This window comes from Actinophytocola sp. (assembly GCF_035762905.1).
Classification (GTDB): domain Bacteria; phylum Actinomycetota; class Actinomycetes; order Mycobacteriales; family Pseudonocardiaceae; genus DASYTH01.
On sequence record NZ_DASUCC010000101.1, the window covers coordinates 17,261 to 33,146 of the forward strand.

General features: G+C 69.8%; 12 protein-coding genes. 6 read left to right on the top strand and 6 right to left on the bottom strand.

Annotated features, from left to right (window positions below; translation table 11 throughout):
* Window positions 1-59 precede the first annotated feature (59 nt).
* Window positions 60-1,286, bottom strand: a complete 1,227-nt coding sequence (locus VFV67_RS22440; protein ID WP_326472577.1) for an HNH endonuclease signature motif containing protein — start codon at window positions 1,284-1,286, stop codon at window positions 60-62.
* 1,115 nt (window positions 1,287-2,401) lie between these two features.
* Here VFV67_RS22440 and VFV67_RS22445 point away from each other — a divergent pair.
* The 3 genes from VFV67_RS22445 (at window position 2,402) to VFV67_RS22455 (ending at window position 8,734) form a co-directional block, all read left to right on the top strand.
* Complete coding sequence (locus tag VFV67_RS22445; protein ID WP_326472578.1) at window positions 2,402-3,436, top strand: LacI family DNA-binding transcriptional regulator; 1,035 nt, start codon at window positions 2,402-2,404, stop codon at window positions 3,434-3,436.
* Window positions 3,437-3,536: 100 nt separating this feature from the next.
* Window positions 3,537-5,276 (top strand): discoidin domain-containing protein, encoded by a 1,740-nt coding sequence (locus VFV67_RS22450; RefSeq protein ID WP_326472579.1) that lies wholly within the window; start codon window positions 3,537-3,539, stop codon window positions 5,274-5,276.
* Window positions 5,277-5,281: 5 nt separating this feature from the next.
* Window positions 5,282-8,734 carry a discoidin domain-containing protein gene (locus VFV67_RS22455; RefSeq protein WP_326472580.1) on the top strand — a complete coding sequence of 1,151 codons (3,453 nt, stop codon included), beginning with the start codon at window positions 5,282-5,284 and terminating at the stop codon, window positions 8,732-8,734.
* Here VFV67_RS22455 and VFV67_RS22460 read toward each other — a convergent pair.
* Window positions 8,731-9,321: a TetR/AcrR family transcriptional regulator gene (locus tag VFV67_RS22460; RefSeq protein ID WP_326472581.1), complete on the bottom strand. Its 591-nt coding sequence runs from the start codon at window positions 9,319-9,321 to the stop codon at window positions 8,731-8,733. The genes VFV67_RS22455 and VFV67_RS22460 overlap by 4 nt on opposite strands.
* 65 nt (window positions 9,322-9,386) lie before the next feature.
* On the opposite strand from VFV67_RS22460, the gene VFV67_RS22465 reads away from it, so the two are divergent.
* The 3 genes from VFV67_RS22465 (at window position 9,387) to VFV67_RS22475 (ending at window position 11,043) form a co-directional block, all read left to right on the top strand.
* Entirely contained in the window at window positions 9,387-9,575 is a 189-nt protein-coding gene (locus tag VFV67_RS22465; RefSeq protein ID WP_326472582.1) for a hypothetical protein, read from the top strand.
* A gap of 182 nt (window positions 9,576-9,757) precedes the next feature.
* Window positions 9,758-10,690, top strand: coding sequence for a sigma-70 family RNA polymerase sigma factor (locus VFV67_RS22470; RefSeq protein WP_326472583.1), 933 nt, complete (start codon window positions 9,758-9,760; stop codon window positions 10,688-10,690).
* 98 nt (window positions 10,691-10,788) lie between these two features.
* Window positions 10,789-11,043, top strand: coding sequence for a hypothetical protein (locus tag VFV67_RS22475; protein WP_326472584.1), 255 nt, complete (start codon window positions 10,789-10,791; stop codon window positions 11,041-11,043).
* A 54-nt stretch (window positions 11,044-11,097) separates the two neighbouring features.
* Here VFV67_RS22475 and VFV67_RS22480 read toward each other — a convergent pair whose 3' ends face one another.
* The 4 genes from VFV67_RS22480 to VFV67_RS22495 form a co-directional block, all read right to left on the bottom strand.
* Window positions 11,098-12,567 (bottom strand): PQQ-dependent sugar dehydrogenase, encoded by a 1,470-nt coding sequence (locus tag VFV67_RS22480; RefSeq protein ID WP_326472585.1) that lies wholly within the window; start codon window positions 12,565-12,567, stop codon window positions 11,098-11,100.
* Window positions 12,568-12,658: 91 nt separating this feature from the next.
* Window positions 12,659-13,999, bottom strand: a complete 1,341-nt coding sequence (locus tag VFV67_RS22485; RefSeq protein ID WP_326472586.1) for a glycoside hydrolase family 43 protein — start codon at window positions 13,997-13,999, stop codon at window positions 12,659-12,661.
* A 116-nt stretch (window positions 14,000-14,115) separates the two neighbouring features.
* Window positions 14,116-14,601 (bottom strand): hypothetical protein, encoded by a 486-nt coding sequence (locus tag VFV67_RS22490; RefSeq protein WP_326472587.1) that lies wholly within the window; start codon window positions 14,599-14,601, stop codon window positions 14,116-14,118.
* 142 nt (window positions 14,602-14,743) lie between these two features.
* Window positions 14,744-15,874, bottom strand: a complete 1,131-nt coding sequence (locus VFV67_RS22495) for a serine protease (protein WP_326472588.1) — start codon at window positions 15,872-15,874, stop codon at window positions 14,744-14,746.
* Window positions 15,875-15,886: the final 12 nt, after the last annotated feature.

Consider the following 15,886-nt stretch of genomic DNA (forward strand, 5'->3'; position numbering starts at 1 on the left):
CCGGATTTGGTGCCGTGTGGCGCGCATTGTTCGGTGCCGCGCGGCACCTGTGCGCGGGGTTATTGTCGGAGCACATTGCGCATCAGCTTCTGCTGCGGGTTCAGCCATGCCGGTGGGCGGAAGTATGGCAGTCCGTTGACCATCCGGATTTCCCATGCTGAGTGGTGTAGTAGTCGGTGGTGCCTCCTACACAAGAGCACCATATTTCCCAAGTCGGTCGGACCCCCATCCGCCCAATGTTTTATATGGTGCGCGTCGGTCCATCTCGCCGGTAGATGGCATCCGGGGAAGGCGCATCCCCGGTCCCGGGCGATGAGGGCCTTGCGTTGGCTGGGTTTGACCAGGCGGTGTTCCTGGCCGAGGTCCAGCGGCACGCTTTCGCCGTTGAGGACCACCGGAATCAACCCCGCGTCGCAGGCGATCCGGCGGATGGCGGTGGCCGGTAGGAATGCGCCGCCGTCCAGGGTGGCGGTGCCGACCTGGGCGGTGAGCGTTTGGTAGTCGAGGTAGAGGTGCAGGTGCGGCTTGGCGCCACCGGCCGTGCTGTTGTCCAGTTGTGCGGCGGAGTGGCAGAGCTGGGCGAACCCGTCGCCGCGTCGCCGTTCGGCCGGGCGTGGGTCGGGCACTCCTTCGGCCGGTGGCTGGGGCAGGCTCAGCGAGCCGATCAGGCTGACGAACTCTTCGCCGGCCTCCGGGTCGAGGATGCCTCGGAACTTGACCCAGCCGTTGGGTTGGGCGTGCAGGTGTAGTTCGTTGGCCGGCTCGGCCAACTGGTCTTCCTGGTGCGGGTTCTCGCCATCCTGGTCGATGCGGGCGAGCAGGATGCGGCCGTATTGTTTGACCACGCGCGGGTCGGAGGTGCGCGCGGTTTGGGTCAAGGTGGACTCGACGAGCTGTTTGTTCTGCGGGCCCGCCCAGTCCGGGATGGCGGTGACCGCCTCCGCGATCGCCACCACATGCTCGGAGTCGAGCACCCCCTCGTGCAGCGCTTGGCGCACCAAGGGCAGTTTGGCCGGGGCTACATAGCCCACCGGTGTCACCGACTCGGCCACCAGTTCGGCCTGCTCGATCAGGCCGGTAGCTTTGCGGGTTGTGATCCGCAGCAGGTCTGACAGGTACTTCGCGAGGCTGGGGTAGCCGGCGAACACCTCGGTCTGCCGGTGTCCCATTTCGTTGATGATGTCCAGCGCGTCGGCGTGGTCGCGTCGCATTCTGGCGAAGATTTCCACCAGCGCAGCCGGAAGCTCCGAGCCCCGCAGGGCCGTGAATTCCTGAGTTGCGCTCATGCCGCCATTCTATTGACCCGAAGCTGCGGTTTCCAGAATGTTCACTCGATCAGGTGTTCGACGCGCGAACGTGCCATTCGTTCGCCGCTGGGGTTGCGGTGACGGGCACACTGATGGTTGGTTTCGGGATGAGTGTTGTCGGGTTGGCAGGGGTTCCCGGCTGCATCGGAACGCTCGGGGTGGGCGCCTTGGTAGGGCTGGGCCCGGCGTTCCGCGGCACAGTGGTGGACAGGCCGCTCCGTGCAGTGGCACCGGGCGCGGGCCTGCCCACCACCGTGCACCGGGAAGGGGCGTCACCCTGGCAGATTGCTCGGTTGCGGTTGGCCAAACCGAGATTCAGTTGATGGGGCCGGCAACTCGGGTGCTGGGGCCGGCAACTCGGTGCTGGGGCCGGGGATGTCGGGTGTGGAACTGGAAATTCGGGTAGCTGGAGGTGGGGCCTCGGGTGGTGGTGGGCTCGGCATTTCGGCTGGTGGGACCGAGACATCGGGTGCTGGGGGGTGGGGATGTCGGGTGTGGAATTGGCAATTCGGGTAGCTGGGGGTGGGGACTCAGGTTGTTAGGCTGGCATTTCGGGTGCTGAGTTCAGGATCTCGGGTGGTGGGGGACGGGAACTCAGGTGTTGGGCGGGTAATTCGGGTGGTGGAGGTGGGATTCGGGTGTTGGAACTGGAAATTCGGGTAGCTGGAGACGGGGACTCGGGGACCGGGATCTCGGGTACTGGAAATGAGGTTCGGGTGCTGGAAATGAGGTTCGGGTGCTGGAAATGAGGTCCGGGTGCTGGAGGCGGGGACTCGGGTGTTGGGGCCCGGGGGGCGAGGACCGGGGGCCAAGCTCGGGGAACCCTCCGTCAGCACAGGGAACCCGGCATCACGGGGTCCGGGGCGGGCCGGGGTCAATCAGGCAGGGCTTCGCCCTGCCCCTTGGTAGCCCAAGGCACCGCGGGAGGCTCCTTGTCAAGGCACCCAACAGACTCCAGTGCACCCACGGACGAGTGTGCCTTGACAAGGAGGCGCGGTGCCTTAACCTCCCGGCCCGCCCCGGACCCCACCCCGCATCCGTGCACCCCGTCGAACACCCAAGAGAGCGCTCTCCGCACCAGCTAAGATGCCATCATGACCGATCGGGCACCGAGAACCGCGACCCTGGAGGACGTCGCACGGGTGGCCGGCGTGTCCCGGGCGACCGTGTCGCGAGTGATCAACGGTGTCCGCAACGTCGATCTTGAGATCCAGGAACTCGTCCGCCGCGCCATCGCCGAGACCGGGTACGCGCCGAATCGGGCGGCGCGGTCGCTGGTTACCCGGCGGGCGGGGAACATCGCTCTGGTCGTGTCCGGCGCCGAGGACGAATCCGGTTACGCGGTAACGGTTTTCGCTGATCCTTTCTTCGGGCGGGTGGCGGCGGGGGCGGTCGACTTTCTGCGTCCGCTCGGCATCCACCCGCTGCTCATGTTGGCCGACTCGGATCAGGCGCGCGCCGATGTGGTCGCGAACCTGCGGCAGGGGAACGCCGATGGTGCGCTGGTCGTCTCCACGCACGCCGAGGATCCGTTGCCCGAGTTGTTCGTGCGCGCGGGAGTGCCGGCGGTGCTGTTCGCCCGGCCGGCGACACCGATTCCGGTCAGCTATGTCGATCTCGCGCATCAGGATGGCGCCCGGCTGGCCGCCGAGCACCTGCTGGCCCGCGGCTGCCGGCGGCTGGCGACGATTACCGGGCCGTTGGACGTGCCGGCGAGTCAGGATCGGCTGGCGGGGTTTCGGGATGCGATGGCTCGGCGCGGACATCCGTACATTCCGATCGTGGAGGGGGACTTCAAGCAGAACGGGGGCGAGGGGGCGATGGAGCGGTTGTTGACCGAGCATCCGAAACTGGACGGCGTGTTCGTGGCCAACGACCTGATGGCGCAGGGGGCGCTGCTGGTGCTGCGCCAGCATGGCCGGCGGGTGCCGGAGGACGTTGCGGTGGTCGGATTCGACGACAGTCCGGCGGCGTTGGCTTGCCGGCCGCAGCTCACGACGGTGCGGCAGCCGGTGGAGGACATGGCGGGGGAGATGGCGCGGTTGTTGCTGTCCCATATCGAGAATCCGAAGAGTGAGCCGACGTCGGTGATCTTTGATCCGACGTTGGTGGTGCGCGGTTCGGCCTGATACCGGGCTTGACAACTGTGCTGGAATGCCAGCACTCTCTAGAGAGAGCGCTCTCCCGGGTCCCCTGCCCACGCCCGGGGCGCTGTCAAGGGAGATGGCCATGCGCACCCGTCCTCGCCTTCTGCCGCGCCGCGGATCCGTGTTCACGATTGCGGCGGCCCTGGTCGCCGGGCTGGTGATCGTGCCGGGGGTGGCTACGGCGGCACCCACCCTGCTGTCCCAGAACAAGCCGGCCAGCGCGTCGTCGACCGAGAACGCCGGCACGCCGGCGTCGGCGGCGGTGGACGGCAACCCGGCTACCCGCTGGTCGTCCGCGTTCGGGGACCCGCAATGGGTGCAGGTGGACCTGGGCGGCCGGGCCACCATCAACCAGGTCAACCTGAGCTGGGAGGCCGCCTACGCCAGGGCGTTCCAGATTCAGGTGTCGGACAACGCGGCCAGCTGGACCACGGTCTTCTCCACCACGACCGGCACCGGCGGCACGCAGAACCTGGCGGTCAGCGGATCGGGCCGGTATGTGCGGATGCTCGGAACGGCTCGGGCCACGGCATTCGGGTACTCGCTGTGGGAGTTCCAGGTCATCGGCGAGCTGGCCGGATCGGCCTGCGGCAACAACGTCGCGCTCAACCGGCCGGCCGCGGCGTCCTCGACCGAGAACGCCGCCACCCCGGCCTCGGCCGCCGTGGACGGCAACCCGGCGACCCGCTGGTCCTCCGCGTTCGTCGACCCGCAGTGGCTGCGGGTCGATCTCGGCGCGCCCACCGCGATCTGCCAGGTGGTCCTCTCCTGGGAGGCGGCCTACGCCACCGCGTTCCAGATCCAGGTGTCGAACGACGCCAGCGCCTGGACGACGATCTTCGCTACCACCACCGGCACTGGCGGCACGCAAACCCTGGCGGTCAACGGAACCGGCCGTTACGTCCGGATGAACGGCACCGTCCGGGCCACCGGCTTCGGCTACTCGCTGTGGGAGTTCGGCGTGTTCGGCACCGGCGGACCGCCGCCGCCACCCCCGCCGCCGGACCAGTTCTGGGGTGACACCAGCACGATCCCGCCCGCGAACAACGTGCTCATGGTCAAGGTGCTCAACCGCACCAACGGCCGGTACCCGGACAGCCAGGTGTTCTGGAGCTTCAACGGACAGGTGCGCTCGATCGCCGAGCAGCCCTTCCTGGACATGCCGGCCAACTCCGCCGGGCGGATGAACTTCTTCCTCGGTTCGCCGAACAGTCAGTACTTCGACTTCATCGAGTTCACCGTCGGTCCGGCCGTGTTCAACGGCAACACCACGCGGGTCGACGCGTTCGGGCTCAAGCTGGCCATGCGGCTGCACGCCAGGGACGGCTTCGACGTCGAGGTCGGCGAGGACCGGGCGACCTTCGCCGAGGATCGCTCGGCCACCTTCGCGAAGTTCGTCGCCGAGGTGCCGGCCCAGTTCGACGTGCTGGCCCAGTCGCCGGGACAGGCCCGGATCATCGCACCGGGCAGCGACCCGACGTTCCGCGCCGGCGGGGTGAACGCCAACTACTTCACCGCCTACGCCAACTCGGTCGGTGTCAACGCGTCCACTTCGGACATCTTCGGCTGCGCCGGACCGCTGGCCGCCGACCCGGACATGTGCGCGGCGCTCAACCGGCATACCGCGCACCTGCCGCGGGCGCAGTGGGGCGACCCGGCCCGGTACTACCCGACCGCGCCGGCCAACTACTACGCGAAGTTCTGGCACGACCACGCGATCAGCCGGCTGGCCTACGGCTTCCCGTACGACGACGTGGCCAACCAGTCCTCGTTCATCTCACACGGCAACCCGCAGTGGTTGCTGGTCGCCGTAGGTTGGTGATGATCATGCGAAACCGCGGGCTGCTGCTCGCCGCCGTCGTCCTGGTCCTGACGAGCACGGTGGCCGCGCTCGCGCCGGCACCGGCCGGCGCCGCGCCCACCCTGCTGTCCCAGAACAAGCCGGCCATCGCGTCTTCGGTCGAGGGCGCCGGCACACCGGCGTCCGCCGCGGTGGACGGCAACCCGGGCACCCGGTGGGCCAGTACGTTCAGCGATCCCCAGTGGCTGCAGGTGGATCTCGGCGGCCCCGCGACGCTTTCCCAGGTGGTGCTGAGCTGGGAGGCGGCCTACGCCACCGCGTTCCAGATCCAGGTGTCCGCCGACGCAACCGGCTGGACCACGATCTTCTCCAGCACGACCGGCACCGGCGGCACGCAGACGTTGGCGGTCAACGGAACCGGCCGCTACGTCCGGATGCTCGGCACCGCCCGGGCCACCGGCTGGGGCTACTCGCTGTGGGAGTTCCAGGTGATCGGCGAACTGGCCGGCACCGCATGCGGCGTCAACACCGCGCTCGGCCGGCCGGCCACCGCGTCTTCGGCCGAGAGCGCCGGCACACCGGCATCCGCCGCGGTGGACGGCAACCCGGGCACCCGGTGGGCCAGTACGTTCAGCGATCCGCAATGGCTGCAGGTGGATCTCGGCGGCACCGTGACCGTGTGCCAGGTCGTGCTGAGCTGGGAGGCGGCCTACGCCACCGCGTTCCAGATCCAGGTGTCCGCCGACGCAACCGGCTGGACCACGATCTTCTCGACGACGACCGGCACCGGCGGCACGCAGACGTTGGCGGTCAACGGAACCGGCCGCTACGTCCGGATGCTCGGCACCGCCCGGGCCACTGGATTCGGTTACTCGCTCTGGGAGTTCGCCGTGCACGGCACCGGTGGGAGCACCGGTCCGACCGACCCGGTCATCTCCCGGTTCCAGCCGGTGTCGGCGTCCTCCTGGGAGGGCGGCAACGCGCCCGGCGCCGCGCTGGACGGCCGGGCCACGACCCGGTGGAGCAGCCTGGCCAGCGATCCACAGTGGCTCCAGGTCGACCTCGGTGGCACCGCGACGATCACCGGGGTGCTGCTCAACTGGGAAACCGCCTACGCCACCGGATATCGCATCGAGGTGTCCGGCGACGCCGCCACCTGGACCACGATCCACAGCACCGCCGCCGGCCGCGGCGGCGTGGAGAACCTCGCCATCCGCGGCACCGGCCGGTACGTGCGCATGTTCGGCACCGCGCGAGCCACCGGCTTCGGGTTCTCGTTGTGGGAGTTCGAGGTTCGCGGCTCGGTGGACACCTCGGCGGTCACCCCGCCGATGCTGTCCGGGCCGACCCGGCCGCCGGCGACCACCGGCCAGTTCGCGCTCACCGCGCCGGCCAACGGCGCGATGATCACCAGCACCCGCCGGCCGGCCCTGTCCTGGGCGGCCGTACCGGGCGCAGTGCGCTACCAGGTGTGGATCAACATCAGCCGCACCGACTACGACTTCGCCGCTCCCGGCAACCTGATCGACCTCTACACCAGGGTGGCCGAGCCGACCGGCACCGGCTACACGCCGACCTGGGACCTGCCGGACCGCTGGACCTACAAGTGGTTCGTGGTCTCGGTCAGCGGGTCGGGCGCCACCACGACGTCGAACATCCGCACGTTCAGCGTCTACCTGCCCATCCTGGAAACGGTGGCGGACGGCGTGTCCGTGGTGGCCGGCAGCCGGGACCTCAACAAGAACGGCTCGATCGAGCCGTACGAGGACTGGCGGGCACCGGTCGAAACCCGGGTGAACGACCTGCTCGGGCGGATGACGCCGGAGGAGAAGGCCTACCAGATGTTCTACAACGCGCAGGTCTTCCCGCGGTCCGGCTGGCACTTCGGCCCGGCGCAGGCGGCGGATCTGCACGGCTACCTGCTCGGCGCCGCGGGAACCCGGCTCGGTATCCCGTTCGTCTCGGCCGGCGACACCATCCACGGCTACCAGACCACCTACCCGACGCAGAGCGCGCTCGCCGCCGGCCGGAACTACGCGCTGGACTACCGGCTCGGCGACATGCAGCGCCGCGAGCAGCTCGAGGTGGGCACCCGCGGCGTGCTCGGACCGCTGGCCGAGGTCGGTACCAAGGTGCTCTACCCGCGTATCCAGGAAGGCAACGGGGAGAACGCGGACGTGGCCGCCGCGCAGGTGCGCGCGCTGGTCGCCGGGTTGCAGGGCGGACCGGAGCTGAACCCGAAGTCGGTGCTGGCCACCGTGAAGCACTGGCCGGGCGAGGGCGCCGGGGGAGAGGCACTGATCACCTACGACGCTGTGACGATCAAGTACCACCTGATCCCGTTCCGCGCGGCCATGGAGGCCGGCGCGGTGAACATCATGCCGGGCTACGCCGGCAGCTCGTTCCTCGACCCGGGCGGGCCGGGGGCCGGCGACAGCCCGCGGATTCTGGCCTACCTGCGGCAGAATCTCGGCTTCACCGGGCTGATCACGACCGACTGGCTGCCGTCCGGCTCGTGGGTTGGCGCGGCGAACGCCGGCTCGGACGTGATGGGCGGCGCCGACCCGGGCGCGGCCGGGTTCTCCATCGGCACATTCCTCGCCAACGTGCCGGCCGGCCGGATCGACGACGCGGTACGGCGCGTGCTGCGGTTGAAGTTCCAGTTGGGACTGTTCGAGAATCCCTACGGTGACCCGGTGAACGGCCCGTACCGGTTCCACACTCCGGCCTATGCTGCGCTGGCCAACCAGGCCGCGCGGGAAGCCCTGACGTTGCTGCGCAATGACGGCACGCTGCCGCTGCGGCTGGCCCGCGGGGACAACATCGTGGTGGCCGGGCCGCGCGCCGCGGACGGCAACGCATGCTGCGTGTGGACCAGCTTCTTCCATCAGGAGTACGGATCCCGCAGCATCCTGGACGCGATCCGGGCCCGGGCCACGCAAGTCGGGGTGAACGTCTTCCAGGACAGCGGGCCGTCGCCGCGGCTGGCCGTCGTGGCCGTCGGGGAGGCGTCCTACACGCACGGCACGAACTGGGTGAAGGAGCAGCCGTTCCTGCCGCCCGACCAGCTCGCGCTGATCCGCAACTTCCGCAACCAGGGCATTCCGGTCGTGGTGCTGCTGGTGTTGCCCCGGCCGTACGTGATCACCGAGTGGAACGGCCTGGCCAACGCGATCGTGGTCACCTACCGCGGCGGCGAGGAGGTCGGCCCGGCCGTTGCCGGTCTGCTGTTCGGCGACCACACCCCGCGCGGCCGGCTGCCCTGGCAGCTGCCGAGAAGCCTGGACCAGGTGCTGCGCCCCGGCGGCTCCGACGTGCCGGCGGATCAGGTGGAGCGGTGGGACGTTCCGTACGACCTCGGCGCCACCGACGCCGAGCGGGCCGACATCCGGGCCCGGATCGACGCCGGCCAACCGGTCCCGTCGACCTTCGGAAACCCGCTCTACCCCTACGGCGCCGGGCTGCAGGGTTGGGGCTAGCCGGGTTCTTCCGGCGGGTTGAGGTCGGCCAGGGTGGCCGCGATCAGGCGGCGGATGTCCTCGGCGGAGGACAGGCCGATGGCCTCGGACAGGGTGTCCAGGCACTGCGCGGTGAGCTCGTCGGGCGGGATGTCGGAGCGGACCTGGCCGGCCGCGGCGCCCTCGGCGATCAGGTCCCGGACCGTCTCGTGCAGGTGCCGCTGGGCGTTCTCCAGGTGCTCGCCTTGGTGCAAAGCGATTCCGTGCTCGGTGTGATGGTGCCGGTGGGTCTGGTGCACGATCGCCACGTAGGCGCGCAGCACGGACTCCAGTCGCTCGCGGAGGTCGCCTGCGCCCTTGTCGCGGACCTCTTCGAGGAAGCCGAGATGGCTGTGCAGCTGGCGTTCGTGCCAGGCCCGCAGGAGCGATTCCAGGTCCGAGAAGTACATGCTCAGCCGCACCCGGCGGATCCCGGCCCGCTTGGCGACTTCCTCCATGGTTACGCCATCCGGCCCGCGCTCGGCCACCAGTGCCGCGGTGGCGTCCAGGATTGCCTCGCGGACGCCACGCCGGTGCGCCTCGACCATTTCGGACCACGGCGTCGGCATGGGTCTACTGTACCCAAGTGATCACGAGCCACTTCATTGCGACGAAGCCAATGCGCCGCCGTGGGATGGTCGTTCTCTTAACGGTCGCGGTGCTGGCCGTCGCCGCCCACCTGGTGCTGGGCGCCGCCGTGCTGGCGGCGCCGCGGTGGGCCGGCCTGATCGCCGATGCCGTGCTGCTGGTCGTGGTCCTGAAGGTCGCGCTCGTCGGCGTGGGCCTGCTGATCGCCCGGCGCCGCCGCCGGTCAGCCGACTGATCCGACCCGTTCGGCGATGACCCGCGCACAGGCCATGGCCTCGGTGTGCGTGGTGTCCACAGCCTGCGTGGAATGCCGCGCGGGTCCGGTGCGTTGGAAAGAAGCCGCCGACCCAACTGCCCCGCCGGCCCGAATCACTCTCGGGCCGGCGACCGCGCGCACATTCCGAGGAGGGGGTGACCATGGCGCCGAGCAGGACAACCGAGAGGAACGAGCCCGATCTGGTCCGCCAGTATCTGCACGAGATCGGCGCCATCGCGCTGCTGACCGCGGCGCAGGAGGTCGAGCTGGCCAAGCGGATCGAGGCCGGCGTGTACGCGGCGGAGCTGCTGCGCCGGGCCGAGCCGTCCCCGTGGCGCACCGCCGACCTGCACGCGGCGGCGCGGGACGGGCAGGTCGCCAAGGATCACATGATCAGGGCGAACCTGCGGCTGGTGGTGGCCGCGGCGAAGAAGCACAGCCGGCGCGGTGTGCCGCTGCTCGACGTGATCCAGGAGGGCAACGTCGGCCTGATCCGGGCGGTGGAGAAGTTCGACTACGCCAAGGGTTTCAAGTTCTCCACCTACGCCATGTGGTGGATCCGGCAGGCGATCGACCGCGGGCTGGCCGAGCAGGCGCGCACCGTGCGGCTGCCGGTGCACGTGGTGGAGCAGGTCAACCGGATCGCCCGGGCCGAGCGGATGCTGTCCGAGCGGTTGGAGCGGGATCCGACCGAGGCCGAGATCGCCGCGGAGTGCGGGCAGCCGGAGGAGACCGTCGCCGAGCTGCGCCGGGCGGCCCGGCAGACGATCAGCCTGGACACCCCGCTCGGCGACGACGGCCAGATGCTCTTCGGTGACCTGGTCGAGGACGTCGACGGGGCGTACCCGGCGGAGCTGGCCGAGCACCGGGCGCTCACCGAGCAGTTGCGCGCCCTGGTCGACACCCTGGCCCCGCGCGAGGCGCTGATCATGAACCTGCGCTACGGGCTGGCCGACGGCCGGCCGCACACCCTGCAGGAGGTGGCCACCCGGGTCGGGCTGACCAAGGAGCGGATCCGGCAGCTGGAGAAGGAGTCGCTGGCCAGGCTGCGCGACCCGGTGCGCAACCGGCCGCTGCTCGACTGGGCGAGCTGACCGGCGGGCCTCAGGAGCGCGCCGGCTGGTAGTGCAGAGCGGTGACCCCGCAGTCGAACCCGCGGGCGGACGCCAGGTGCAGCCGGTGGTAGGCCTCGGTGGGGAACACCGGCATCCCGGAGCCGACCGCGATCGGGTTGACGAACAGGTGCAGGTCGTCGAGCAGGTTCGCGGCGGACGACCGCTACCTGTGCATCGTGCCGAGCCGGCGTCGAGACCCGAAGGTGCTGCTGCCGTTCGAGGGCGACGAGGTGCTGAGCGTGATCCTGTCCGAGGTGCTGCTGCTGGTCCGGGACGACCGGATCACCGACCCGACCATCCTCAGCCAACTGGCCATCCGGCCGGCCCGATGAGTCCGGTCCGATGTGGACGGACCGGCCGGATGACCGGCCCGTCCACAAGGTGGCTCAGCGGGCCGTGATCCGGAGCACGACCCCGCCGGTGCCGAACGGGACGCCGGAGAGGTTGCCGGTCACGTACAGTTCGCCGCGCGCGTCCTCGGCCACGCCGAACACGGCCAGCGTCTGCGGGAAGGCGGCCGGCGGGCGGTTCGGGTCGATCAGGCCTAGCCGGGCCGCCTCCTCGGCGAAGCCGCGGACCTCGGTCACCCCGCTCCGGTCGTGCCGGTCGTTCCGGTTGTCCTGGGACAGGTAGAGGATCCGGCCGTAGTTGCTGCCCGGGGCCCCCGCGCCGGACAGCCGGGAGAAGTCGGCGAACACGTAGCGCCCGCGCAGCTGCGGCACCCGGTGGCCGCGGTAGACGTACCCACCGATCACCGAATGCCCCTCGTGGTGGGTGTCGTACTGGGCGATCGGGTCCTGCAGACCCGGCGGCGTCTCGCGGACCGGCTCCCGGACCGCGAAGCCGGGCAGGGTCCCGTTGTTGTTGAAGAACAGCCGGCCCTCCTTGAGCGGCCAGCCGTAGTTGCCGCCGTTCACCACGATGCTGACCTCTTCGAGGTCGTTCTGCCCGACATCGCCGACGTAGAGCCGCCCGCTGCCCCGGTCGAAGGAAAGCCGCCACGGGTTGCGGAAGCCGAGCGCGAAGATCTCGCCGACCAGCCCCGGCATCCCGGCCCAGATGTTGCGGGCGGGAATGCCGTACTGCCCGTTGGCCGAGTCGCGCGCGTTGACGTCGATGCGCAGGATCTTGCCGAGCGGCACGGTCGGGTTCTGCGCGTTGCCGCCGGGGTGCCCGACGTTCTGGTCGTCCGCGCCGCCGCCGTCCCCGGTCGGGACGTAGAGCAGCCGGTCCGGTCCGAACGCGATGTCGCCGCCGTTGTGGTTGAACTGCGGCCAGTCCACCCGGATCAGCTCCCGCCGGCTGGCCGGGTCGACCGCCGCGCGCGGGTCGGCCGGGTTCGGCACCCGCCACTCGGCCAGCACGTTCTGGTGGTTGGGCGCGCTGCCCGGCGGCATCGTGGTCGGGAACGTGGGCGGCGCGGTCACCCGCTCGGAGCTGTAGGTGTAGAGCAACCCGTTGCTGGCGTAGTCGGGGTGGAACGCGGTACCCAGGAACCCGCGCTCGTCAAAGGTTCCCGGCCCGCCGACGCCGAGCGGCACCAGCCGCTCGCTGAGGTCGAGCACGACCGTCTGCTGCCCGCCGGCCAGGTCCACGCTCACCAGCTGTCCGTCCTGCTCGATCACGAACAGCCGGCCGGGATGCCCGGGCGCGACGACCCCCTTCACCGGCGCGGTCAGTCCGGCCGTCACCCGTTCCAACCCGATCTTCACTCCGCCGGTCCGGATCGGAGCGAACCTGGTGTTGTCGAAGGGATTCTCCGGCGGATGTGCCACCGCCTGCGTGCCGCTGAACGACGCCGCCGTCACCGACGCCACCAGCGCGAGCACACCCGCCAACACGGTGATCCTTCTCATGGAAATGCCCCTTTTGTCGGGTACACGCAACCTTCCCATTCTGGGTGGCCGGGATCGTTCCCCGGTACGGCCAGAAACTCCTAGGTGCGTGTCAGGCCCAGGCGGCGCCGACCCGGAACGAGCTGTCCGAGCGGAATGCGGCGGAGTCCTGGTAGAGGTCCACCCACAGCTCGAAGTTGCGGTGCCGCAGGTAGCGGCCCGGGAAGTTGTACGACTCCAGGGTGACCGACCCGCTGACCGAACCCGGCCGGGCGCAGAAGGTCGCGTCCGAGCGGAAGACGGCCGAGCCGTCGTCGGCGTCCAACCGGGCGCGGAAGTCCCAGTGCCGCAGGTACCGGCCGTCGGCGGCGCGCAGCGAGGAGCAGTTCGGGTCGGCCAGGCCGGCCACCACGGTAAAGGTGGCTTCCTGCCGGGTCTGCGCCGGGCTGCTGGCGCTGACCTGTTCCAGGTAACCGAGGGACGACCGGTGCCGCACCGAGCGGTCGGTGAAGTTGACCGACCGCAGCGAGCGGGCGCCGGCCGGCACGGTTGCCCCGCCGGACACGGTTTCCTTCAGCACCGTGAAATGCCGCGCGAAGCCGGACAGGCCGGGCAGCACGCCGGGCGCGGTCCAGGTGGCGAAGCCGTCGTAGCTGTCGCTGAAGTAGTAGGTGCCGACCGTGTAGCCGTCGAAGAAGATCCGCCAGCCGCCGTTGTCCAGCGGCACCACCGCCTGGCCCTCGCGCGGGCCACCCCAGCCGGCCCAGTTTCCGGTGCGCCGTACCGTGTACGGCCCGGTCAGGCTGCTCGCCGTGGCGTACTCGATGAACTTGGTGGTCTCGTTCTTGGCGAACGCGTGGTAGGTCGACCCGGTCCGGACGATGAACGTGTCGATGTAGTTCGGCGCGATACCGGACAGCACCGCAGGCGCGGACCACGCGGTGAGCGCGGAGTTGGTGGCGGTGAGCCGGTAGGGCTTGAAGTCGCTTCCGGTGGTGGACAACGACACGATGACGTTCACGCTGCCGTTGGAATCCACGAACCATTCCGGCGCCCAGGTGTTCGCGATGCCCGACAGCGGGATCGTGTGGTTGCGCAGGAAGGTCCAGTTGACCCGGTCGGTGCTGGTCGCGAAGCCGATCGTGTTGCCGGTCCAGTTGGTGGTGTAGACGACGTAGTAGCGCCCGTCGGTGTGCCGCAGGATGCTCGGATCCCGGATCAGGCCGGACGGCGGCGTGTACGCGGGCCCGCGCAGCAGCCGGAACCCGGTCGCGTCCGGCGCCTCGTACACGTACATGTTCGACTCGCTGCTGTTGGTGAACGCGGTCATCGTGTACCGGGTGGCGAACCCGGGCGGTGGCGCCGCGCCCACCGCCGCGCCGACCGGCAACATCGCCATCACCAGCACCGCGCCCAGCGCCACCCGTCCGAGAATCGCACCCCCGTGCCGCACCGCTCCTCCTCGTGGCAGATATCCGAAATATCGAACACAATTCGAGAAGCCGTATACGGAGACGACAGTAATCGGCACGTCCGGTACCCGTCAACGCGCCGCCGGGTCCGGCGGGATCAGGTTTCGGTCGTGGCCGGCACGATCCGGTAGTCGGCCTGGAACACCAGGTTGTGCAGGTCCGCGGCGGCGACGGCGCGCAGCGTGGGTAGTTCGGCGGCGGCCTGATCGGCGGTGAACACGTTGAGTGGCCAGTGCCCCAGCGTTCCGCCGGCCAGGTGCGGGTGCAGGAACGTCTGGCCGTAGTGCGCCCGAATGGTGACCGGGCCGACCCCGGCCGCCGCCTGTTGCGGCCAGGACAGCTGCCACCGCGCCTCCGTGCCGCCGTCGGCCACCCGCTCGACCCCGGTCGCCGTGACGGTTCCGCCGCCGAGCAGCAGATCCTCGTTCATCTCGTCGAGCACCTGGCGGGCAACGGGATCGAGCAACCGGACCGCCTGCTCGAAGAGCTTCTCCTTGTCCGGCCGGCTGACGGCGGCACCGTGCCGGCGGTCCCGCAGGTCGACGAAGTGCCGCAGCAGGGCCTGGTGATATTCACGGGTCACCTGGCCAGGCTAGTCCGCCTCTCCGAATCGACTGCTGTTGTTACGTTCCAGCCGATGGTGCGGTTAGCCGCCTACCTAGGTACAACTGCTTCGACCGGCGCCGTTCGGCGGGTCCGGGGACCGGACCCGCCGAACGCGGATCTCAGAGCAGGGAACGGATCTGCGGCTCGATGAGCTCGACCCGGACACCCTGGTTCGGGCAGCCGCCGAAGTGGTGCAGGGCGATGGCCCGGTGGGTGGTCCGGGACATCACGACGGAGCCGGAGGATCCGCCGATGGTGTCGCACATGTAGGAGATGTCGGCGCCGGCGGAGCTGCCGTTCACGCCGACCGCGCGCACCTGGCAGAAGCCCGTGGTGGTCGAGGAGTCGCGCAGGCCGAGCTTCTTCATCTGGCCGCCGGGGTGCTGGACGATGTACATCTGCTCACCGACCACCGGCCGGCGGGTGTCCAGCGTGATGGACCCGAATCCCTGGATCGCGGCGAAGTTGTTGACCGTGAACAGGGTGTAGTCCAGTGCGACGTTGGTCCGCAGCACCTGGCTGGCCAGCACCTTGGTCGTGGTCGCCGCCACGGTGCCGCCACAGGTGGTGCAGTCGTAGTTGAACCACACCTCGATGCCGGTCGGCGAGGTGAAGCAGTGGTTGTTGGTCAGCATCCGGTTGTTCGGGCCGACCCGCCAGCCGGTGCACAGCGAGCTGCCGTTGCGCAGCAGCCTGGCCACCGGGCGGGTGTTGGCGTACTCGGTGGGGTTGCTGGTCCGGAAGCAGACCACGTCGCGCCAGTCGTTGGTGCCGCAGACGCTCATCGGTTGCGGGCGCGCGGCGAACTCGGCCGCGGTGAACCCGCGGGTGATCTTGTCGACCGCCGCCCAGCCGCGCCCGTGCACGGTCACCACCGCGGTGTCACCGGTGATCGACATCGCCCAGAACCCGGTCTCGGTCGGCGTCGCGGTCAGCCCGCCGTCCGCCGTGTACCGGTACACCTCTGTTCCGTCCACATTGGACACCGTGATCTCGGCGCCCGGCAACAACGTCAGTTCGGTCAGATGCACCTTGACGTACCACGCGCCCGGCCGGCTGATCGTGGCGGTGCGCGCCGGGTACACCAGGGCGGTCACCTTCTCCTCGGTGCCGACCTCTTCTGCGGCCTGGGGTTGCACCCCGTTGGCGACCGCCGGTACCTCCTTGGCGTCGGGCAGGGCCATCGCAGACACCGGAAGCACCGGGGTTGCCAGCGCCACCGCCGCGAGGAGTTGCAGGATTCTCCTCAACGTTCCACCTCT